Consider the following 20,046-nt stretch of genomic DNA (forward strand, 5'->3'; position numbering starts at 1 on the left):
AGCGCCGTGAACTACAACACCGTGTGGAGCTCGATCTTCGAGCCGGTCCTCACCCATGCCACCACCTGGACTTATAGACAGACAGGTAGGTAGGAGCCAGCGGATGCTAATCGCTTGACCAGTCGCCCGGTAGGGATGCAGATAGGTAGGCCGAAAGTGATGCAAGTAGGTGGGCACCTGTGCACACACGCTCGCATCGAGGCATGGCAGTAGGGATGCCAGTAGGCACATACCCAACCACCCCAGTAGCTATTGATACGTCGTGGCATATAGGTAGCGCCGCGAACCCTTGTAAAACAGGCAAACAGACCCATCTACGCCACGCTGATATGACACGACGTGACATTCATGGCGCCTCGATGCGATAGCATCGCCTCACAGTCCACATAAACCACAACCCGCAAGGAAGCCGAGGTCTCGTTGGCCAGACGGATCACGCCCGCAGCGCTGGCAAAAGCGGCAGACCTGAACCGCATCTGGGCAAACAAAGCGATCGAACGCGGGTTCGTCAACGTCGAGGCACTCGACGGCGAAGACGTCATCGTCCTTCGCGTATTCGCCTTCGCCGACCAGATCGTCTGGCCCGGCGAGCGACGCTCCCGCAGCGCACCACGCGACGTCGCCATCTGGCAGAGCGTCGTTGTCGGCGCCACCCGCGACGCTCTCAGCGACCCCGCCCTCGGGCCCGACACGCTGCTCTGGCTCATGCCCAACGACGTCCGTATCACCAGGTCCATGGCTGAGGCGCTCGTCCTCCTCACCGAAGTCGGCGCACTATGCGCCCTCCGAATCCCCATCGGCGCATGGGTGAGCGAACTCCCCGAAGGCTTCGAGCTACCGGCTTTCCCGACGCCCCCAGGCCCCCAGACGACCTAACCCCCGCCGCCGAACTCCTCGCGGCGCCAACTAACTCCATCCCGCACAGATGAGGTGATGCCGTCCACAACCGAATAGCTCGCACGCGTGCCCTCCACCGAGGTCACGCGGCGATGTCGTTTTGCCCGGCTACGCCCAGCAGTTGAGGACGCGGCGCGGTATCACGCACCCTTCATTCTTCCTGGAGCTCACCATCGCTCACGCCCAGGCAGTCGATGTCGTGCTGCCAAAAATCAGCCCCACTACCGCCAGCCCTACGGCTACCAGCTCGCGCTCTGGCAGCGCGCCACGCCACGTCACCATCGTCGACCCGGCATTCCACGAGGTCAGCACCACCCCTTCCAGGCGCATCACCTCACCTGACGACTTCATCCACGCAGTCAGGTGGGCCCTGAAGCACGGATTCCACCCCAAGGCCAACGCCACCACCCTGCGTGTGGCTGAGGCCCTGGCCGCCAAGACCAACCGCCACGGCCACCTCGGCTACGGCCGCATCGCACTCGCAGAGCAGCTGGGGCTGTCCGTCAACTGCATCGCTGCACACACCCGCACGCTGCGGGAATTGGGGCTCCTGGCATGGGTCGAACACGGCTCCAAGGCGAACGTCCTGCGCACCCGCAACCCACACCAGCAACCAACCATGTACAAGGCCACCGGCACGATCTTCGCCCTCGTCGCACCCCCGGCTTATGACAGCGCGCATGGACGCCGAATTGAAGGAACGGGCTATCACGCACGGCTTGTTGCCGTCAGCGACCGTGGGCGACGTCATGAGACGCGGATCGCCAGAGCGGCAGCCCGCCGCAGTGCGACACGCCCGACCGCGGGGCGGAGAACACCCCCTTCCCGTAGTGGTTTTGCTTTGAAAGAAGTACCTAAGGCACAGGGGGAGATCACATACACGCGCGCACGCGCGCGCGACACCACCAGCCCCCCTCACCACCTCCATCGAGTACCCCCCACGCAGGCACGAGAGTTCATCCAGGCCTCAGAGTTCGTCCAGACCCAGGTCTCGTGGCTCCGCGGCACCTGCTCCAGGCGCCTGGCCTACCTCCTTCGGGGCCGTCTACTGGCCGGCGCCACACCCACGCAACTGGCCCAAGAGCTCAGAATCGCTACCTCCGTGCTCGTTCGGCGCCCGCTTGCCTACCTTGCCGACTACCTCAGACGTTTCCCCACCCGGCGTGTCTCAGAGCACGATCGCGCCGACATGCCCCAGGAGTGGATCCACGTGCCCGTCCAGGCGGCGCGCCCCAGTCCCATCCCACTCAGGCCCCTGATCAGCCGACGTTTCCTCCAACCCACCGAGACAGTCCCTGACAGCCTCACAGACGACCCGGAGCTGACCGCCGCCTGGGAGGACCGCCAGGTCGCTCTGGCGATCGCCCGGACGCTCGACTACTGGCGTCAGCAGGACGCTGACCGCGGCCACCCCTGGGACCAGGACGGGGACGACGACCCGTTCGGGCTGCCTCGTGACCGGGACATGGAATGGATTCCGGTCTACGGATGATCGTCGCGCCAACCGATGCCTTCGGCTCGCCCTTGCGGCCCCGGTACTCGCTGATCGAGTAGAACATCCGAGACCGCTTCCCCGGCTTGTAGCAGGTCAGCCCGGCCAGGGACACCCGGCCCAAGCCCCGGCCGCGAGCAACTGTGGGTCAGATCATGGATGTTGGTGCACTCTTCGCGGCCTGAGAGAGCGGAATTGGACCGTGGGGCGCGGGAAGTCTCCCCCACTCAAGAGGAGTGCTGGGGGAGCCCGACGCGGCAACTCCACCCGGCAGCCACCGACGGACGCATGGTGGAAAGCACTACTCGATGTCGATCCGGACCTCATGCCTTTGTGTGGTTGAGGAACATCGGAACGAAAACCGGCGCTAAGCCCTCCCCGCTCTCCGGAGCCCGTTGACCTGCGGTTCCGTGGTGGTTGAACCTTCGGCAGTCGTGTTGATCAACTGCCTGGAGGTCCGGGGTGCCGGTCGAGTTCCTGACGGATGAGCAGGCTGCGGGGTACGCGGCGTTCCGAGGGGCGCCGGCCCGCGCGGAGCTGGAGCGGTTCTTCTTCCTGGACGACGCGGACCGGGAGCTGGTGGAGTCGAAGCGGCGGGCACACAACCGGCTGGGCTTCGCGGCCCAGCTGACGACGGTGCGCTACCTCGGGGTGTTCCTGGATGACCCGACCGGCGTACCGGTGGAGGTCGCGGAGTACCTGGCCGAGCAGCTGGACATCGAGGACGCCTCGGTGCTGGAGGCGTACGGCGAGCGGGAGAACACCCGGCTGGACCACGTGCGCGAGCTCCGGCGGCTGCTGGAGTACCGGGAGTTCGCCGAGGTCGAGCCGGAGCTGCGGACGTGGGTGGACGCGCGGGCCTGGACGACCGGGGAGGGGCCGAAGGCGCTGTTCGACGCGGCGGTGGGGTGGCTGCGTGAGCGGCGGGTGCTGCTGCCGGGGGTGACGACGCTGGCCAGGCTGGTGGCGTCGGTGCGGGAGACGGCGAACCAGCGGCTGTGGGAGACGCTGCACGGCCTGCTCACGCCCGGGCAGCGGGCGGCGCTGGACGAGCTGCTGACGGTGCCGGCCGGGGCGCGGGTCTCGGAGCTGGACCGGTTGCGGCGCGGGCCGGTGCGGGTGTCGGGGCCGCAGATGAAGGCCGCGCTGGAGCGGGCCCAGGAGATCGCCCGGCTGAGGATGGGCGAGGTGGACGTGGCCGGGGTGCCGCCGCGTCGACTGGCGGAGCTGTCCCGGTACGGCGTGGACGGGAAGGCGTCGCTGCTGTGTCGGCACGCGGACGCGCGGCGCCTGGCTACGTTGCTGGCCACTGCGGTGCACCTAACCACCAGGGCGGTGGACGATGCGCTGGACCTGCTGGACGTGCTGGTGGCCACCAGGCTGTTGGCGCGGGCGGAGCGGGAGACGGCGAAGGAAGAAGTTGAAGACTCTGCCGAAGGTGGAGCGGGCTGGCGCGAAGCTCGCCGCCGCGCTGCAGGTGGTGCTGGAGGAGACCGCCGAGCAGGTGGACACCTCCACCGGGGAGATCACCGCGCCGAGGGTGGCCACGCTGGCGGCGATGTGGGAGGCGATCGAGGCGGTGGTGCCGCGCAAGGAGCTCGCGGCGGCGGTGGCGGCGATGGTCGAGCTGGCGCCGCCGCTGGACTCAGACGCGGACGAGGCGTGGCGGCGGATGCTGGTCAGCCGGTTCTCCACGGTGCGGCCGTTCTTCAAGCTGCTGGTGGAGGTGGTGGACTTCGACGCGACCGCCGAGGGGGCGCCGGTGCTGCGGGCGTTCCTGGCGCTGCCGGAACTGATGGGCCGCAAGAAGGTAGCGGAGGCGGAGATCGACACGGAGCTGCTGACCGGGTCGTGAAAGCGCCTGGTGCTCTCGACGCCGCACCTGGAGCCGGGCGAGGCGGACTGGAAGGCGTACAGCTTCTGCGTGCTGGAGCAGGTGCACCGCCTGCTGCGGCGCAAGGAGGTTTTCGCGGTGAACTCCTCGAAGTGGAGCGACCCGCGGGCGAAGCTGCTGGCAGGGGAGGCGTGGGAGCAGGCCAGGCCCACAGTGCTGGCCTCGCTCGGCCTGCCGGCCGACGCCGCCGAGCACTTGGCGGCGCGGGCCGCGCTGCTGGACGGCACCTACCGGGACGTCGCCGCCCGGCTGCCGGCGAACGCGCAAATCAGCGCCGACGCCGACGGGCGGCTGCACTTCGCGGCGCTGGAGCCGGAGGCCGAAGGGGCGTCGCTGGTGGCGCTGCGGTCGGCGGTGAACGCGATGCTGCCCCGGGTGGACCTGCCGGAGGTGCTGCTGGAGGTGTTCTCCTGGACCGGCGCCGACCAGGCGTTCACCTCGGTGACCGGCGGCGAGGCCCGGCTGAAGGACCTGCCGGTGACGATCGCGGCGCTGCTGGTCGCGCACGGCTGCAACGTCGGATTCACCCCGGTGGTTGGCGGCGCGGACGCCCTGCGGTACGGGCGGCTGTCGCACGTCGACCAGACGTACCTGCGGATGGAGACCTACCGGCAGGCCAACTCGGGGCTGATCGACGCCCAGGCGTCGATCCCCCTCGCGCAGGTCTGGGGCGGCGGCCTGATTGCCTCGGTCGACGGCATGCGCTTCGTCGTGCCAGTGCCCTCGGTGTACGCGAGGCCGAACCCGAAGTATTTCGGCGCCTCCACCGGCGGCGGCGGGCGCCGGTCCGGGGCGACGTGGCTCAACCAATAATACCGCCGGGCTCGGCGGGAAGGTCGTGGCCGGCATCCCGCGCGACTCCCTGTACGTGCTGGACGTCCTCTACGACCGTGACGGCGGCCGGCGCCCGGAGATGGTGGTCACCGACACCGCCTCGTACTCCGACATCGTGTTCGGCCTGCTCACCCTGGCCGGGTTCGCCTACGCCCCGCAGCTGGCCGACCTGCCCGACCAGAAGCTGCGGCGCATCGACCGGAGCGCCGACTACGGCGCCTTCAACGACGCCGCACGCGGCCGGGTCGACCTGGAGCGCATCGAGCGGAACTGGGAGGACGTGCTGCGGATCATCGGCTCGATCCACACCGGGGCGGTGCGGGCCTACGACGTGATCCGCATGCTCTCCCGGGACGGCCGCCCGACTGTGCTGGGCGATGCCATCGCGCACTACGGCCGGATCGCCAAGACCCTGCACATCCTGCGCCTGGCCGACGAACCGTCCTACCGGCGGCAGATCAAGGCCCAGGCCAACCTCCAGGAGGGCCGCCACGCGCTCGCCCGGAAGATCTTCCACGGCCGGGCCGGCCAGCTCTACCAGCACTACCAGAAGGGTATGGAGGACCTGTTGACCGAACTACGGGGACAGTGCCGGGCACCCCCCGGGATGATGACTCACGGTAGCGAAATCCGATCGTTGGAGGCCCCCCTCGGCCCGAGAACCCGGCCCCTGGCACGGCCCTGATGTGCTGTCATCACTGCTGCGGGGGTTCGCGGCAGGTCGGTGGAGGCTCGGGTGCACGAGGGCGGACAGCTACGGGACGTCACGACGCTGACGGTGCCGAGGGGCGGCCGGGTCCAGGAGACCGGCAACGTGTCCCTGCCGTACCAGTTGCTCGATCGCGACGGTGGCGAAGTGGCCGCGGTCAGCGAGTTCCTGCTCGACATGCTCGCCAACGACGACAGTCCGGCCTCGCTGCGCTCCTACGCCTACGAGCTGCTGGCCTGGTTCCGGTTCCTGTGGGCTGTTGAGGTGCCATGGGAGAGGGCGGGCCGGGTAGAGGCCCGCGACTTCGCCCTGTGGCTGCAGGCCGTCAAGAAGCCGCCGAGGCCCCGCCGGCCGGACGCTCCACCGCCCGGGTCGATTAACCCGGTGACCGGCAAGCGGTACCCGGGCGAGCACTACGCGGCCCGGACCCGCAGGCACGCGCGCGCTGCCGTTCGCAGCTTCTACGAGTACCACCGCGAGATGCACGGCCGGCCGCTGCTCAACCCGTTCCCGAAGGCCAGGCGGGCCGAGGATGAGCACCTCAACGCCCACCACAACCCGATGCAGCCCTACCGGCGGCCGGCGCGACAGGCTCCTACGTCTCGGCCGGCCTGCGGGCCTCGGAACTGCTCGGGCTGACCCGGGACCGGGTCAGCCCCGGAGACCAGACCATCGGGGTCGTCCGGAAGGGCTCGCGGGCCCTGCAGTGGATTCCGGCGTCCAGCGACGCGTTCGTGTGGCTGCGGCTCTACCAGCAGCAGATCCGGCCGCTGGCCTTGGACGGGCCCGAGGAGCCGCTGTGGTGGACGCTGCGGCGACCGCTTCGCCCGCTGAGCTACGACGCGGCGCGCATGGTCTTCACCCGGGTCAACGAGAGGCTGGGGGCGAACTGGACCCTGCACGACCTTCGGCACAGCGCGGCCAAGCGCATGGTGCGCGACCCTGCGCTGTCGATCACCGACGTCCAGTGGGTCCTCGGCCACCTCCACGTCGCCACAACCGAGCAGTACCTCGAACCGGCCCAGGAGGAGGTCGTCGCCCAGGTCCTGGCCCACCACGCCCGCCAGGCCGCCGAGCCGCCCCGGCCCGTGATGCCCGCGCCGGGCTATCGCCCGGAAGTCCTGCAGACCCTGCTCGGCACGGCCGCACTTGGCGGAGGACCGGCGTGAGCGCCACGGCGGCGGACACCCTGACGCCGGCCCGGCCCGGCCCGGCCGGCCCGCGTGCCTGCCGGGCAGGAGCCGCGCGAGGCACCGGCGACGTGGTGGCAGACCGAGCAGCCGCGCGAGCTCGTGTTGGAGCGCACGCTCGCCCTGCCCTTCACCGCCGTCAGCGACGCCAACCTGCGCACCCGCCGGCGCGGCCTGGTGAAGCTGCTCGACTGGCTGCAGGACCAGCCCGGCCGCACCTGGCAGGACCGCTGGCTGGCCAGCGGTGCCGAGGCGGCCGGCCGGGAGTGGACCGGGCTGCCCCTGAAGTGGCTGGCTGACCGTCAGCGCGCCCGCAGCTACGACCGGATCGACCTGTGCTGCGGCATGATTCCGCTGCTCGGCGGACAGGCGGTCCGCCCGACCTACCGCTGGCTGCTGCGGCAGCGGCCCTCCCAGTTGCTGGCCCACGTCCGCACCGCCACCGATCCTGACGGGTTCGCCCGGCTCGCGGCCCGGTACGCGCAGTCCTGGGCGATCGTCGAAGTCCTGCGGCACACCGGCATGCGCATCGAGGAGGCCCTGGAGCTGACCCACCACAGCTTCGTTGCCTACCGGCTGCCGACCACCGGCGAGATCGTGCCCATGCTCCAGGTCGCCCCGTCCAAGCTCGACCAGGAGCGGCTGCTGCTGGTCTCCCCGGAACTCGGCGAAGTCCTCACCGCGATCATCCAGCGCGTGCGCCGCGGCCAGCCGGCCATGCCGGCGGTCAGCGCCTACGACACCCTGGAGCGGCTGTGGAACGCACCGATGCCGTTCCTCTTCCAACGGCCCGTCGGCCCCGAAGACCGCGCGATCCCCCGCAACTACGTCTACACCTGCCTCAACGACGCGCTCGCCGCGAGCGGACTGACCGGCCCCGGCGACCAGCCGCTGCACTACACCCCGCACGACTTCCGCAGGATCTTCGTCACCGACGCCCTGCGCTCCGGTCTGCCGCCGCACATCGCCGCCCGCATCTGCGGCCACCAGGCCATCGACACCACGCTCGGGTACGCCGCGATTTACCCGGAGGACGTCATCACGCACCACCGGGCCTTCATCGCCCGACCCCGCGCAGATGCCCCGGCTTCAGGAGATCCACACCAACCTGCTCGACCGGCTCCGCGAGGCCAAGGAGCAGGGCTGGCTTGGCGAGGTCGCAGCGATCGAGGCCAGCCTCGTCGCTGCCGAACAGAAGCTCACCGCGATGCGCGACGTTGCCGCGCGGCACACCACCGTCCACCTCGGCATGCCCAACTTCCGCAGCAGTGCCGGACGTCTTGATCCCGAGCTGTGACGGTGGCATCCGTTTCGCGTCAGTAGCGTCTGTCGAGGGCTTCAACCAGGCTGCGGAGCTCGCGCGCCCGTCGTCGGGACATCGACAGCATCACCGCTTCGAGGTGCTCGCGGGCCTGCCAGGGGTCTCCGCAGCAAGCCCATTCTGTGCAGCCACCGCTCTCGTAGTCCCACAGGCGACGGTTCGGCTGGTCGATGAAGCTTCGCCAGCGCACCATGGCCGACCCGATCGAGCCCGGCCACAGGTACTTCTTCTGGCGCTCTATCCGTCGAACTTCAGCAAGTGCTGCCGAGGACAGACCATGGATGGTCGTGATGTCGTCTTGCATCCGAGACCGGCGCGGAAGCTCAGTACGGACGCGGCCAGGCCGTCTACGCGGCATCGGCCTTTCTGATGATCGTCATGTCGGCCATCTTCCCACCAGCTGGCCCCGTCGGACCAGACTGGGTCCGGCTTCACGCTCCTGTGGGCGCCTACAGACATTTCATCAGCGGTGTACGACACGCCCCGCGAGCCACCGCTGCGATCCTTCGCAACCACTACTCGCAGTGAGGAAGCGTCGACAGCTACGGTCATGAGCTGATGCTGGACAAGTTCGGATAAGACCAGCTCGGCGCGCTCGGCCTGGTCCTCAACGTCCTGGTGCTGTTCAACACCCGCTACATGGACGCCGCCCTCGACCGGCTCAGGGCCGAGGGCTTCGAGGTGCGCGACCAGGACGTCGCCCGGCTCTCGCCGTTCGTGCGGCACCACGTAAACATGCTCGGCCGGTACAGCTTCCTGCTGCCCGAGATGCCGGGCGGGCTGCGGCCCCTGCGCAACCCGGATCGAGCCGAGCAGGAGTTGGCGTTTGTCTCTCCCCCACGATGATGGAGAAATGAATGGCGTAGTGGGTACTGCCGGGCCGGTGACCGCAGTGTCGGCCGAGTTGACGAGCGTTGCCTAGGGTGCCCCGTCGGCCCCGCCTGCGGAGCTCAGGGCGGGGCCACGGGCTCAGGCGCGACTATGGGAAGCTCGTCCAGTTCGATTCCGGGTGTTGCCGATGGGAGCCAGTCCTGAAGACCTTTGAGGAACTGTCCACGACGCTTGTCTCCTCGGGGGTCACTCTGCTCGCCATCGAGCAAACGGTGACCTCCTGCCCGCCCGAGGCGGCTTGTGCAACGTCATGTGGCCCGTGGGACGGGCGCGTCGACATCGTTGTCGAATACGACAGTCCCGATCCTCTCCAGGAGGTCGACGACGCCTGGTTTGAGCTGGCATCGCGATTCGGGTTGTTCGGCGAGACCGGGGAGTTTCTCCTCCTGATCAATCTGCACGACGATCCATACGACATTGACCTCTACTGGGCACGTGTTCGGCTTCAGGAGAATTGGACCGTCGCCGGGTCCAACAGCGCCACCATCAACGGGCCCGCGAGAGACGGACTCACCACGATGTCACCGTCTGGGGACGTCATCATCGTCGGGACGACCAACCAGGAGGACATGTCGGTCTTGGCCGTGCCGCGTCCTCACCGGGCTTCAGCGATTCGGAAGTTTGCCCAATTCATGCTCAGGGACGGCGAGCTCACGGCAGATGAGGCCGAGAACGTCAAGAGGTGGCTTGCCCGGGGCTGACCCCCGCGAAGGCTCAGCCCGCAGGAGCTTCCAGTACCTGGTCCTGTTGGCCGCATCGGGGAACAACGTGCGCTCAAGCCGCTCGTGGCCGCCCGGACACGCAGGCATTTGACCCGGCCGGACAGGGATGCACTGCAACGGTTCAGCGTCGGCTGTCCCCGGGCGCGAGGAGGCTGGTCACCTCGGCGATGGCCTCGGCGGACGGCTTGAAGTACCGGCGGACGTTCTCCACCTTCTTGTGCCGGGACTTGGCCATCAGCATCAGCTTGTACCCCGACACCCGCTCGCCGAGATGGGTCAGGGAGGAGTGCCGGTACTCGTGCAGGTCCCAGCCGGTGCCCGGGCCGGCCAGCGCAGTGTGCTGGTCGAGCAGCGCACGGGCCTGGCCGTAGGAGAGCCGGGCCAGGCCGGTGTCCGGGCAGACGTCCCGGGCGGAGAGCACCTTGCCGGGACCGGGGGCGGCGGTGGGTGACGAACACCGGCTCACGGGTGCGGCCCTTGAGCAGGCGGGGCAACAGCCGGGCGGTGCCCGCGTCCCAGAACACCATCTCCAGCACGTAGTCGGCGCGAGTCGCACCGCGCCGGCGCACCTTCGGCTGGGCGCCCTTCGACTTCACCGGGCAGCGGCGCCCAGCCAGGTCCAGCTCCTCGATGTTGACGTCCAGGATCTCCTCAGAGCGGGCGCAGGTCTCGTAGAGCATCCGCCACATGGTCTTCTCACGCAGATGGACGTCGCGGCGGGCGATCAGCCGGTTGATCGCCATCTTCGAGCGCACCGGGGTGTCGGAGTCCGGCGGCGGCAGCCGCTTCGCCCAGGCCGGCACCTTCGGCCCCCGTAGCCCCGCTCGGCGCACCAGCTCGCCCAGGACAGCACCGCGCCCCGGCGGGCGTTCCAGGTGTTCACCGCCGAGCTGCCCCACAGCAGCTCCAGCGCCTCACCGATCTCGTCGTCTGCCACCGCGGCGAGCGGTCGGCCGCTCGCCGACCCGCTCGGCAGTCTTCCCGACGGCAATGCTGTAGTTCCGCACCGTGTTCGGGTTGGCGAGCGAGTCCCGACCGTCACCGCCTGCCTGGACACCACCTTCCGCAGGATCGGCGGCGTCCCGGCCTACGTGCTCACCGACAACGAGAAGACCGTCACCACCGACCACATCGCCGGGATCGCGGTCCGCAACCCGGACGTCGTCGAGGTCGCCCGCCACTACGGCACGACCATACGCACCTGCGTCCCGGCGGACCCGGAGACGAAGGGCGGCTCGGAGTCCACAGTGAAGATCGCGAAAGCCGACCTCGTGCCGAAGGACGTCAACCTGCGCGAGCATTACCAGACCTTCGGCGAGCTGGAGGCGGCCTGCCGCCAGTTCGGCGAGGACGTCAACTCCCGCGTCCACACGGCGACCAGGCGCAAGCCGATCGAGCGCCTCGCCGAGGAGGCACAGCGGCTGCACCCGCTGCCGAGGAGCCCGTTCACCGCGGCGTTCGGCATCACCCGCCGGGTCGCCTGGGACTCGACGATCTCCGTCGAGGCGGTCCGCTACTCGGTCCCGCACGAGCTGATCGACACCCGGGTCTGGGCCCGCTTCCACGGCGATGAGCTGATCGTGACCGCCGTCGACGAACACGGACCCGCTCGCGAGGTCGCCCGCCACCTGCGCGGACAACCCGGCTCCCCGGTCCTGGACGACACCCACTACCCGCCCCGCGAGGACAAGAACACCGACCGAACTCCGCGCGCGACCAGCGCGGAGGAGGCCGCGTTCCTCGCCCTCGGTCCCGGGGCCGCGTCCTGGCTGGTCGAGGCCGCAGCAGCCGGCGTCCGCAGGATCAAGGCGAAGATGGCCGAGGCCGTCGCCCTGGCCAAGCTGCACTCCGCCCCGGACGTCGACCGGGCGCTTGGCACCGCCGCGGTCACCGGCCGGTTCTCCGACGCGGACCTGCTGTCCATCCTCGACTACCAGGCCAGCCACGAACACACCGAGCCGACCCGCCGCAGCGAGGACCACTCCCTGCAACCCGGCACCGGCGCCTGGTCCTCCTTCGGCCGCCCCACCACCGACACCCCCGAGTTCGACGAAAGCGATCTGACCTGATGGCCGCCCCGCTCCGCACCGTCCCCGGCACCAACGGCGACCCGCTCGCCGAGGCCATCGACCTCACCCGCCGCCTCAAACTCCCGCACATCCGCCGCTCGTTGACCGACATCATCCCCACCGCGAAGGCCCAGCGATGGGACCCGGCCGAGGTCGTCCGCGTCCTGCTCGCCGAGGAGGCCGCCGGGCGCGATCGCGCGAACCTGCACACCCGCCGCAAGCGGGCCGGGTTCCCCACCGGCAAGACCTTCAGCGACTGGGACGAGGGCAAGTCCTCGATCCCCAGGGCCACCCAGGACGCGCTGAAGACGCTGGAGTGGGTCGGCCGGCGGGAGTCGTTTTGCATCTGCGGCCCGTCGGGCACGGGAAAGAGCCACTTCACCGAGGCCCTCGGTCAGACCGCGGTCGAGGCCGGCCTGGCCGTCTCCTGGTTCATGATCGAGGACCTCGGATCGCTGGTCCGCCGGCACCGCGCGGACGACTCCATCGCGAGAGCCCTGTCCAGGATCATCCGATCCGATTTGATCATCGTTGACGATATCGGCCTACTGCCGGTCTCCGAGGACGCCGCCGAGGGCTTCTACCGACTGGTCGATGCCGCCTACGAGCGACGCTCGATCGCGGTTTCGAGCAACCTGCACCCCTCGGGATTCGACGAGATCATGCCCAAGACCCTGGCCACGGCCACCGTCGACCGGCTCCTGCACCATGCCCACGTCGTCGTCACTCAGGGTGATTCGTTCAGGCTCACCGAGGCCACCACCGGAAAGGGCGTGAAGCCCTTCAGCTGATCCATACCGACCGAAGGTGGGGAGAATATCTGGCCGCAGGCGGGGCGATCATGCCGTCCACCTGCGGGGATGTCTCATGGCCGCCAGCGGGGCGGACTACAAGGCCGTTGACAGGACGTCCGGGTGCTGGAACGGGCACCACAGGATCTGGAGCAGGTCCGTTCCGTCCGGGAAGTGGATCTCGGGTATGTCGGCGGCGTGCAGTTGGACGACCGGGACCATAGGGACCGGCTCGGTGGGCGTGGCCGGCTCCCAGGTCTTCACCGTCCTTCCCCGCGGAGGCTTGGGCCCGGCTTCCCGCAGGAACGTCTCCCGCATCGTCAGCATCCGGCCCAGGGGTGAGCTCGGATCGGCGACCTGCTCCGGGAACTGCGAGATCATTCGGGCAAATTGCTCCTCACGGACCGTGTCGGCATGCCGGAACATGTCCCGCTCCCCTTCGGTGGCATCTCGTTCGACCTCAACCATGTGCGGCAGCCGGCAGGTCGGCCACCGCTCAGCCGCTGGCCAGAGCATCGGCCCGGCCACCGAACTCGCTCCGGCCCTGGGAACGCCTCGTCGCGGATGCAGCCGGGTCGCACTCTTCGCGTAGACCGCGAGCTCAGGGAACAGATCCACGACCTCGACGGGCCGGGCAGGTGTGGTGAACATCCGGCAACAATCCCAGCGGGCGGGCCTGGGTCGCGGCCACGAGCCCCAGGTCAGCTCGTTGGTAGCGTTATTCCCAGCTCGACCATGGCGGGGGAGGCTGGGCCTCCCTGGGAGCGTTCCGTCTTTTCACCTTTGATCTTGGGACGGATGGTTCTCGGGTCCACGGCTTCGGATGGGGAGCCGGTGGCGTAGAGGCCGTCGGGCTGCTGGTCCCGGTCGTGGGGGAGGAGCCAGAAGACTCGGCGCCGGAAGGTTCCGGATGCACGGGAGGCGGGTGCGCCGGGGCCTAGGATGGCGTAGCCGATCATGCGGCCGTCCCGGTGGTAGGGGGGCTTGCCCTTGCGGGAGTTGAGGCGTTCCAAGGACTGGCGCACGTAGTCGAGCTGCTCGAAGTCTTCGAGCCAGCGGATCTCGGTCTCGTGGGCGAGGTCGGCGGGGTCGATCAGGGCGCTCATGACTGCGGCTCCTCGTCGGCCAGGAGGCCGATCCCGGGGTAGTACTTGCGGGAGTTGGACAAGACCATGTCTTTCGGTGATGTCATACCCAGTGTCTCGCGCACTCGTGCAGCGAATGCGCGGGCACTCACGGGGTTGGCTCCTTCGTCGCTGCACCAGCGGCCGTAGGCGCCGTAGAGCTGTGCCTGTTCGGCACGGAGCCCGTCGGCGATCTTGCATGCTTCGGCGAGGAAGCGGCCGGTGCTGTCTTCGGTCTCTGCGTAGGCGTTGGTGGCGGTCTGGACGCTCTGCGGTCCGGTGAGGTCCTTCTCGCCGGCGAAGTACCGTCGGGCACCGTTGACGAGCCAGGTGAGGATGCCGGGCCCTTCCTCGGCGACGAGGAGGTTCGCCAGGTTGTCGATCTTACGGTTCTCGTCGACGACCCGTTCGAAGGGGATCATGCGCATGCGCCGCCAGAAGGCGGGGCCACCGGTGCCGACCTCGGGGCGGTGGTTCCCCAGGAGCCACAGCTTGTGGGTGGGGTGGAAGCTGAAGAAATCCTGGCGCATTCGGCGGGCCTTGATCTTGTCGCCGCCGGTGAGGAGCTTGACGCGGGCTTCGTCGAAGCGATCTCCGGGCTTGAGCTCGGAGCACATGATGATGCGCCGACCGTGCAGTTCGGCGAGGTCGGTGGGGTGTCCGTCGAAGGCCTTCGCCATGAGGAAACCGGGCGGCGCTGCGTCGGCGTAGTCGCCGAGGAGCTGCAGCATGACATCGAGGAGGACGGACTTGCCGTTCTTCCCGCGACCGTAGAGGAAGGGCATGATCTGGGCGCCGACATCGCCCGAGATCGAGTAGCCGAGGCACAGGTGGAGGAAGCCGATCATCTCCGCGGCTTCGGCGTTGTCGCCGAAGGTGTCGGTGAGGAATCGGTCCCAGCGGGGGGTGGGCATGTTCTGGGGGGCGACGGTTGTGGATCGGGAGTGGCACTGCCGGGTGGGGTCAGGTGGGACCACGAGGCCGGTGCGCAGGTCGACGACGCCGCCGGGGGTGCAGAGGGCGTAGGGGTCGGCGTCGAGGGCGGAGGCGTGCATAACCATGCCCGGGGCGGCTTTGGCCTGTTCCAGCATGGCGTTCATGCCGCTGGTGGACAGGGAGCGCTTGCGGTGGCGGCCGAGTTCGGTGGAGGTGCAGATGCCGGTGGGGTCGTGGAGGGCCAGCTGTTCGGCCATTTCTCCGGCCGCCCACAGGACGGTGTCGGTCTCGTCGATCTGCCAGCGGTGGCCCGCCCAGCTGTACCAGCCGAGGCCGGGGACGTAGCGGTAGTCGCCCCCGTAGAGACGGACGAACAGCTTGGCGTTGCCGCGGTCGCTGAGGGAGTCAGGCAGCAGGCCCCTGGCCGTTGCCGCTGGTGCGGGGTCAGGGAAGGCAGGTGAGGCGGGGTGCACCGGAGTCGCGACCGGGGCCGGGGCGGCAAGGACGTCGAGCAGGCTGTCCTGCACCGCTTCCGGGATCTGACCGAGCTGGCCGGGCAGGGGAGTCCCGTGCGCAGCCGCGGCAGCGATGATCTGCTGCGCTACGGCCACCGGGTCGAATCCTCCTGCGCCGGGGCTCTGGTGGGCGTTCATGCACGACCTCGGGGGTGAAAGGGACGTCGGGCGCCTGCGGCCAGGCCCGAGCGAATGATCGATTCGTTCCGTCGTTGCTGGTGGGGTCGAGCACTGGCGCTCACGTCGTACAGGAGGTTCTGGGCGTCCCGTTCGGTGAGGTAGCCCGCAGCGACCAAGCCTCCTGCAGTGAAGGCGGCACGGTTGAGCTTGTCCGTAAAGCCCATGCCTTCGGCCGCCGCTGCGCATACGGCGACCTCTGCAAGGAGGGCGGTCAGGGTTCGGGGAGTTCCAGGGGTTCCACCGCCTGCGGCCAGAACCGCCTGACGGGCGCGCGGCGGCGGAAGAGGCGCACGGTACGCCGTGCCGGGTTCGGGGGCATGGTCTGTGCGCAGGAGTTCCTGTGCCAGCCAGACGGGCAGAGGGGTAGGGCGTCGGGTGGTACCGAGGGCCGTGTAGGTGCCGACGTCGGTCGTGGTACCGGGCGCAATGATGTACCCGCCCTGGGCTCGGATGTCGACCTGCCAGGCCAGTCCCTTGCCTGTGCCTTTGCTGGTGGAGCAACGGAACGGCAGGTGGGGGAGCGCCTGGTACCAGATGTGCAGGCCGCCAGACGGGGTGCGGACGCGCAGGGTCGCGATGTCGTCCGCGGGGTTGGGTTCTCCCCGCAGGGCGGCCAGCAGGGCGAGGGTGTCGAAGCCGTTGCCAAGGCCCGTCAGGTCCACGTCCTCATGGATCGGCACTCCGGGCAGGATGCGTTCCCGGCTGGGAACGGGGGAGGGATGCACGTCGACGTCGATGACGACCAGGCCGGCGGGGCCGCAGGAGACGCCGACGCCGAACCGGGGATCGGCTGTCCACCAGGCCGTGATCAGTTTCGGATCGGTGGTGGCGGCCAGGAAGCTGTGGCACCAGCGACCGGCGCTCAGGCACGGGCAGTTCTCGGCCGTGTGTCCGCGGGCCTGGCACGGGGCACACTTACGGGCCGGCTGCTTGCTACCCGGGGTGAGGGGGTGGACCGGCCAGCCCTGGGCTGCACACCACTGGGCGATGGCGTGAGGATCTGTCTGGTGGGGGGAGAGCTCGCTGGAGCCTGCCACCGTGCTGTCCTCCCCGCAGTTCTGTTCGTCCCGCCCCTGCTGAGGGCTGCGATGTTCGGTCGCTATGCGGTTTCCCCTGGTCAGGGGCCGGTCAGCGACCGAAGCGACTCTGTTTCCAATATGAGTTCACAGACTAGCGGAGCCGGGAGGGGCATAAGGCCACTACGGCCGAAGGGCGTTCAGCGACTGGCGTGTGGGGGTGAGCGACTGTGTGACGTTCGGTCGCTGCTCCAGCTAGTGGCGTGTTTCCGCAGGTCAAAGGCCATGGTGAAGATCAGGCAGCGACTGAAGCGACTGAAGGTCGGATATATGAACGCGTACGCACGCGCGCGAATGTCGCCATATGCCCGTACCAGAGTCGCTACAGTCGCTACACCCCCCACCATCAGGCCCCTGACCTGCACTTTTACCCAGCGACCCGACAGCAGCGACCAAGCGACCCAGCCGGGGCCGACCAGGCAGCGACTCAGCGACCGAAGCGACTCAAGAAGCACCCTCTTCTTCCACTTCCTGTCGGCCGGGCGTGTCGCTGCGTGCTATACAGCGACTGGCGTGTGGGGGTGAGCGACTGTGTGACGTTCGGTCGCTGCTCCAGCTAGTGGCGTGTTTCCGCAGGTCAAAGGCCATGGTGAAGATCAGGCAGCGACTGAAGCGACTGAAGGTCGGATATATGAACGCGTACGCACGCGCGCGAATGTCGCCATATGCCCGTACCAGAGTCGCTACAGTCGCTACACCCCCCACCATCAGGCCCCTGACCTGCACTTTTACCCAGCGACCCGACAGCAGCGACCAAGCGACCCAGCCACTCCGGTCCCTCTCCGCCACGCGGCCTCGGCAAAGCAATGCAGGTACTCAGTCGCTTCGGTCGCTAAGTCGCTGCCTGATTACGTCCTGCCTCCGGAGATCCTCCAGGGACGGGAGCTGCTGTGGCCGGGCAAACGGAAGGACCTGTGCCAGGCCGGTGCACTCGTGCGCCTGGTCGGCGACCCGAGCCAGCTCGACCTGTCCGCCGCCGTGGAGCTGCGCGTCGGCCTGCAGGCCCACCGGGGGGACCTGGTCGTCCCCCGGCGGAACGACCGCCACAACCCCACGCGCGGTGGGAAGGGCTTCGTCAAGAACGGCGACCAGTGGTCGGTCGTTGAGGTCACCCAGGACGGCAGTCTGATCGTCCGGCACACCGGCCCCGGCCTGCTCGACAGCCGTACCGCCCGCGATCTCGCATACGTCGAGATGCCCCGCGGGCGCCAGGAGAACCACAGCTACGTGATCCTCCAAGACGGCGAAACCCTCGCCGACGTCCTGCAACGGATCGCAGCGAACCAGCAGCCGAGCCGCTCCGCCACCGACGCCATCCGGGAGGAGCAGGAACGCGCCTGGGACATCAGCCCCCTCGCCTGGGAGCACACCGATGTCCACACCCGCGCGCTGTCCCTGCGCTACCAGAGCATCACCCGCGCCCCGCTCGGCCTGGCCGCCGAGAAGTTCACCGCCGACGACGCATGGCCGGCCGTCGCACGCGCCTTGCAGGACGCGGAGAAGATCGGGTTCGACCCCGCCCGGATCCTGGCGCAGGCGCACCGGGAGCGCGGCTTCAACGATGCCGAGGACGTCGCCGCCGTACCCAGCTGGCGCATCCGCAACCACATCGCCGACGGACTGCAGAAAGAAGGCCGAACTGGAGACGGACGGCACCCGCCGCCCGCTGCGGGACGTGTCGGAGCAGCAGCTCGCCGAGCTCGCTGCGGAGGCCGACAAACGGTGCGCGGAGGCGAGGGGAGTGTTGAAGAAGGCCCAGTCCCGCGTATCCGGCCCCCCGGCCCCCCGGCCCGTCACCGCCGCCGACGAGACGATTCCGGCCTGGCACGAGCGCCCCCACGGCGACCTCACCCGCAGCCGACTGGCCCAGCAGATCGCCCATAAGCGCAGGGCCGGACGCCTGCTCAGCGCCGAACTGACCAGCGCTCGCGCCGCCGGCCTCACCGACGTCGCCGAGCCCGCAGCCGGCCGCGCCCGGGCAACCGCCCACCAGCTTCTCGGTCTGCTGCGGGAGCAGCGCGTGCGGACGGAGATGCCGCGCACCGGCTAGTGCCGCATCAAGCAACCTTTGCCCTGTGCACCATGCAAACCAGGTGACGTGGGCCAGCAGCAACTGCAGAATGCCGATCGTGACTGAGCCATTGCCGACCTGAGGGGGTGCTGGAGCATCATGACTGCCGGTGACGTACCTTCGCCCCGGTCGACCGTTGCCTGCACTCGCTGCGGGGAGCTATACCAGCAGGGGGGCCGGGGCAATGGAGGATGGTTCCATTTCATGGTGGTCGCGATGCACCGCCGGCCGGACGGTCAGACCCAGCTCACCGGCCACTGGCGTGCGGGCGACTGGATAGACGGGATGTCGCTCGTGCTCCACACACGTGACGGGTGCCGCGTGACCATCATCGGGGCGGAGATGGAGCCGCCGCTCAACAGCGCGTGCGAGGCCCGCGGACAACGGCGACTGACTGTCCCCGAGCTCGGCCCTCTCGAGTCGAACGATTGCATCCACGCCGCAAGGTGAGTCCCGAGGGCCGGGGATCTGGTGCCGCATCAGCAAACCTGGGGCCTACGGCGACCTGACGCCGTCCGGACTCCACTCCAGCGGCGCAGGTCCGCCATGCTGTACTGGTGGCAGAGCGAGTGCGAGTCCGTGAGATCGATGATGACGAGGGCAGACGGCTGCTGCGGATCATCCGCCGGGGCACCGGGTCGGTGGTGATCTGGCGGCGGGCCCAGATGGTGCTGCTGTCCGCCCAGCGCATGCCCGTGGCGAAGATCGCCGAGGTCACGTTCACCAGCGCGGACCGGGTCCGCGACGTAATCCACAACTTCAACGCGGACGGCTTCGACTCGCTCTACCCGAAGTATCGGGGCGGGCGGCCGAGGACGTTCACGCTGCCCGAGCGCCGGGAGATCAAGAAAATCGCCAAGTCCAGGCCAGCCGAGCACGGCCTGCCGTTCTCGACCTGGAGCCTGGCCAAGCTGGCCGACTTCCTGGTCGCCGAGGGGGTGGTCGACGACATCAGCCACGAAGGCCTTCGGGTCCTGCTCCGCGAGGAGGGCGTCTCCTTTCAACGCGTGAAGACCTGGAAGACCTCCCGCGACCCGGACTACGCGGCCAAGAAGGCCCGCGTCGAGCACCTCTACGCGATCGCCGACGGCGAGGTCATACCCGAAGAAGGTGAGCCCGAAGTCATCTTCTGCCTGGACGAGTTCGGGCCGCTCAACCTCCAACCTCACCCCGGCCGGCAGTGGGCAGAGCGCGGCGGCCGACACAAGGATCCCGACCGCGGGCCCAGGCCCCGGCGGCGGGCGACCTACACCCGCCCGCACGGCGTCCGGCACCTGTTCGCCGCCTACGACCTCGCCAAGGACCAGTTCTACGGCCACGTCAAGAAGACATCA

General features: G+C 68.9%; 15 protein-coding genes and 6 pseudogenes. 13 read left to right on the top strand and 8 right to left on the bottom strand.

Annotated features, from left to right (window positions below):
* Positions 1-420 precede the first annotated feature (420 nt).
* Both ACWEQL_RS26785 and ACWEQL_RS26790 read left to right on the top strand, forming a co-directional pair.
* Entirely contained in the window at positions 421-876 is a 456-nt protein-coding gene (locus tag ACWEQL_RS26785; RefSeq protein WP_452152875.1) for a hypothetical protein, read from the top strand.
* A 121-nt stretch (positions 877-997) separates the two neighbouring features.
* Complete coding sequence (locus ACWEQL_RS26790) at positions 998-2,389, top strand: hypothetical protein (RefSeq protein WP_452152876.1); 1,392 nt, start codon at positions 998-1,000, stop codon at positions 2,387-2,389.
* A gap of 2 nt (positions 2,390-2,391) precedes the next feature.
* Here ACWEQL_RS26790 and ACWEQL_RS26795 read toward each other — a convergent pair.
* Positions 2,392-2,525, bottom strand: a pseudogene (locus tag ACWEQL_RS26795) (IS630 family transposase); the annotation flags it as partial.
* Between the two features lie 326 nt (positions 2,526-2,851).
* On the opposite strand from ACWEQL_RS26795, the pseudogene ACWEQL_RS26800 reads away from it, so the two are divergent.
* The 4 genes and pseudogenes from ACWEQL_RS26800 to ACWEQL_RS26815 all read left to right on the top strand — a co-directional run.
* A pseudogene (locus ACWEQL_RS26800) lies at positions 2,852-5,697 on the top strand (Tn3 family transposase); the annotation flags it as partial.
* A 156-nt stretch (positions 5,698-5,853) separates the two neighbouring features.
* On the top strand, positions 5,854-6,465 hold the full coding sequence (locus ACWEQL_RS26805; protein ID WP_452152877.1) for a hypothetical protein: 612 nt from the start codon (positions 5,854-5,856) through the stop codon (positions 6,463-6,465).
* Positions 6,462-6,995, top strand: coding sequence for a tyrosine-type recombinase/integrase (locus tag ACWEQL_RS26810; RefSeq protein ID WP_452152896.1), 534 nt, complete (start codon positions 6,462-6,464; stop codon positions 6,993-6,995). Before ACWEQL_RS26805 ends, ACWEQL_RS26810 begins: the two co-directional genes overlap by 4 nt.
* Positions 6,996-7,049: 54 nt before the next feature.
* Entirely contained in the window at positions 7,050-8,300 is a 1,251-nt protein-coding gene (locus ACWEQL_RS26815; protein ID WP_452152878.1) for a tyrosine-type recombinase/integrase, read from the top strand.
* A 32-nt stretch (positions 8,301-8,332) separates the two neighbouring features.
* Here the strand turns inward: ACWEQL_RS26815 and ACWEQL_RS26820 are convergent, their stop codons facing one another.
* Positions 8,333-8,641, bottom strand: a complete 309-nt coding sequence (locus tag ACWEQL_RS26820; RefSeq protein ID WP_452152879.1) for a hypothetical protein — start codon at positions 8,639-8,641, stop codon at positions 8,333-8,335.
* 275 nt (positions 8,642-8,916) lie between these two features.
* Here ACWEQL_RS26820 and ACWEQL_RS26825 point away from each other — a divergent pair.
* Positions 8,917-9,183 (top strand): annotated as a pseudogene (locus ACWEQL_RS26825) (Tn3 family transposase); the annotation flags it as partial.
* A 77-nt stretch (positions 9,184-9,260) separates the two neighbouring features.
* Complete coding sequence (locus ACWEQL_RS26830; protein WP_452152880.1) at positions 9,261-9,929, top strand: hypothetical protein; 669 nt, start codon at positions 9,261-9,263, stop codon at positions 9,927-9,929.
* Between the two features lie 142 nt (positions 9,930-10,071).
* Here the strand turns inward: ACWEQL_RS26830 and ACWEQL_RS26835 are convergent.
* Positions 10,072-10,957, bottom strand: a pseudogene (locus ACWEQL_RS26835) (tyrosine-type recombinase/integrase).
* A 21-nt stretch (positions 10,958-10,978) separates the two neighbouring features.
* Here ACWEQL_RS26835 and ACWEQL_RS26840 point away from each other — a divergent pair.
* Together ACWEQL_RS26840 and istB are read left to right on the top strand one after the other, a co-directional pair.
* Positions 10,979-12,019: pseudogene (locus ACWEQL_RS26840) on the top strand (Mu transposase domain-containing protein); the annotation flags it as partial.
* Positions 12,019-12,810, top strand: coding sequence for an IS21-like element helper ATPase IstB (gene istB, locus ACWEQL_RS26845; protein ID WP_452152881.1), 792 nt, complete (start codon positions 12,019-12,021; stop codon positions 12,808-12,810). The pseudogene ACWEQL_RS26840 and the gene istB, both read left to right, overlap by 1 nt.
* 96 nt (positions 12,811-12,906) lie before the next feature.
* On the opposite strand, the gene ACWEQL_RS26850 is transcribed toward istB, so the two are convergent.
* The 5 genes from ACWEQL_RS26850 to ACWEQL_RS26870 all read right to left on the bottom strand — a co-directional run bounded on the left by ACWEQL_RS26850 (position 12,907) and on the right by ACWEQL_RS26870 (position 18,297).
* Positions 12,907-13,461, bottom strand: coding sequence for a hypothetical protein (locus ACWEQL_RS26850; RefSeq protein WP_452152882.1), 555 nt, complete (start codon positions 13,459-13,461; stop codon positions 12,907-12,909).
* 50 nt (positions 13,462-13,511) lie between these two features.
* On the bottom strand, positions 13,512-13,916 hold the full coding sequence (locus ACWEQL_RS26855) for a DUF6009 family protein (RefSeq protein ID WP_452152883.1): 405 nt from the start codon (positions 13,914-13,916) through the stop codon (positions 13,512-13,514).
* Positions 13,913-15,523: a DNA primase family protein gene (locus ACWEQL_RS26860; protein ID WP_452152884.1), complete on the bottom strand. Its 1,611-nt coding sequence runs from the start codon at positions 15,521-15,523 to the stop codon at positions 13,913-13,915. Before ACWEQL_RS26860 ends, ACWEQL_RS26855 begins: the two co-directional genes overlap by 4 nt.
* The gene (locus ACWEQL_RS26865) at positions 15,520-16,602 is read right to left on the bottom strand and encodes a bifunctional DNA primase/polymerase (RefSeq protein WP_452152885.1); all 1,083 of its coding nucleotides are present in this window, start codon (positions 16,600-16,602) and stop codon (positions 15,520-15,522) included. The genes ACWEQL_RS26860 and ACWEQL_RS26865 overlap by 4 nt, the downstream gene beginning before the upstream one ends.
* A gap of 855 nt (positions 16,603-17,457) precedes the next feature.
* Entirely contained in the window at positions 17,458-18,297 is an 840-nt protein-coding gene (locus tag ACWEQL_RS26870; protein ID WP_452152886.1) for a hypothetical protein, read from the bottom strand.
* A gap of 19 nt (positions 18,298-18,316) precedes the next feature.
* Here ACWEQL_RS26870 and ACWEQL_RS26875 point away from each other — a divergent pair, with 19 nt between their 5' ends.
* From ACWEQL_RS26875 to ACWEQL_RS26885, 3 genes and pseudogenes are all read left to right on the top strand, one after another.
* Positions 18,317-18,691, top strand: a complete 375-nt coding sequence (locus ACWEQL_RS26875) for a hypothetical protein (RefSeq protein ID WP_452152887.1) — start codon at positions 18,317-18,319, stop codon at positions 18,689-18,691.
* Between the two features lie 225 nt (positions 18,692-18,916).
* Positions 18,917-19,162, top strand: a complete 246-nt coding sequence (locus tag ACWEQL_RS26880) for a hypothetical protein (RefSeq protein ID WP_452152888.1) — start codon at positions 18,917-18,919, stop codon at positions 19,160-19,162.
* 107 nt (positions 19,163-19,269) lie between these two features.
* Positions 19,270-20,043, top strand: a pseudogene (locus ACWEQL_RS26885) (helix-turn-helix domain-containing protein); the annotation flags it as partial.
* Between the last annotated feature and the right edge of the window lie 3 nt (positions 20,044-20,046).

The organism is Kitasatospora sp. NPDC004240 (assembly GCF_053603215.1).

Coding starts and splice junctions, on each gene's coding strand:
- ACWEQL_RS26860 (WP_452152884.1), bottom strand. CDS start 15,523: ATGAACGCCCACCAGAGCCCCGGCGCAGGAGGATTCGACCCGGTGGCC.
- ACWEQL_RS26850 (WP_452152882.1), bottom strand. CDS start 13,461: ATGTTCACCACACCTGCCCGGCCCGTCGAGGTCGTGGATCTGTTCCCT.
- ACWEQL_RS26880 (WP_452152888.1), top strand. CDS start 18,917: ATGGTGGTCGCGATGCACCGCCGGCCGGACGGTCAGACCCAGCTCACC.
- ACWEQL_RS26820 (WP_452152879.1), bottom strand. CDS start 8,641: ATGCAAGACGACATCACGACCATCCATGGTCTGTCCTCGGCAGCACTT.
- ACWEQL_RS26855 (WP_452152883.1), bottom strand. CDS start 13,916: ATGAGCGCCCTGATCGACCCCGCCGACCTCGCCCACGAGACCGAGATC.
- istB (WP_452152881.1), top strand. CDS start 12,019: ATGGCCGCCCCGCTCCGCACCGTCCCCGGCACCAACGGCGACCCGCTC.